General features: G+C 61.0%; 1 protein-coding gene. It reads right to left on the bottom strand.

The window, feature by feature from the left end; translation table 11 throughout:
- Window positions 1-27: 27 nt before the first annotated feature.
- Window positions 28-883: IS30 family transposase (locus tag MELE44368_RS23820; protein ID WP_128110752.1), on the bottom strand; the 856-nt coding region annotated here is incomplete at its 5' end.

The following is an 883-nucleotide window of genomic DNA, read 5'->3' as shown; positions in this document are numbered from 1 at the left end:
GGCATTGTCAAGTGGTGAGGGAAACATTTAGGCCGCTTGGTTAACGAGTGCGGCTAGGCGCTGGGCGGGGGTGTCGAGGTCCAAAGTGGGTCGGGGTCGGGAGTTGAGTTTGTCTTGGACGCGTTTGAGGTCGGCTTTGGTGTGGACGGCCAGGTCGGTGCCCTTTTCAAACCAGAACCGCAGCAACCGGTTGGTGTTCTCATTGGTGCCGCGTTGCCAGGGTGAGCTCGGGTTGCAGAAGTACACCGGCGCCTTGAGTTCTAGGTGGATATCGCGCCACTTGCCCATTTCTGAGCCACGATCCCAGGTGATCGAGCGGCGTAGATGCTCAGGTAGCTCGCTCATCGCCTCGATCATCGCCGCCGCCACAGTATCTGCGGTGTGATCGAGGGGCAGGTGCAACAAGATGGTGAACCGGGTGCTGCGCTCTACCAGCGTGCCGATCGCACTGCGGTTGCCGGCGCCCAGGATGAGGTCACCTTCCCAGTGCCCGGGTACGGCGCGGTCAGCCACTTCGGCGGGCCGATCACTGATCTTGAATTCCTCGCCGCTGGAGTAGACGCCGCGCCGGCCATCGGTGTGGCCGCGAGACTTGCGCGCGGCTCGTTTGGTCGACAGGCACTTGTGCAAGTCGGCGCGTAGCTGACCACGAGTCTGCACATAAAGACACTGATAGATGGTTTCGTGGCTCACCTGTTTGAGCTTGTCATCAGGGTGATCTTTGGCCAACATCTGCGCGATCAACCCCGGACTCCACCCGTCATCCAGCCACGCCTCGATCGCGGCGCACAATACCGGGTTATCGAGCTTGAATGCTTTGGGACGCTTGGCATTCTGTTTCGCGCGGGCATCGGCCATCAACGCGTGGTAATCGCCGTCAGCG

Origin of the sequence: Mycolicibacterium elephantis DSM 44368 (assembly GCF_004014805.1) — a bacterium.
GTDB lineage: Bacteria > Actinomycetota > Actinomycetes > Mycobacteriales > Mycobacteriaceae > Mycobacterium > Mycobacterium elephantis.
The sequence above is the reverse complement of the archived record's forward strand: the minus strand, read 5'-3'. Positions and strand labels throughout refer to the sequence as shown.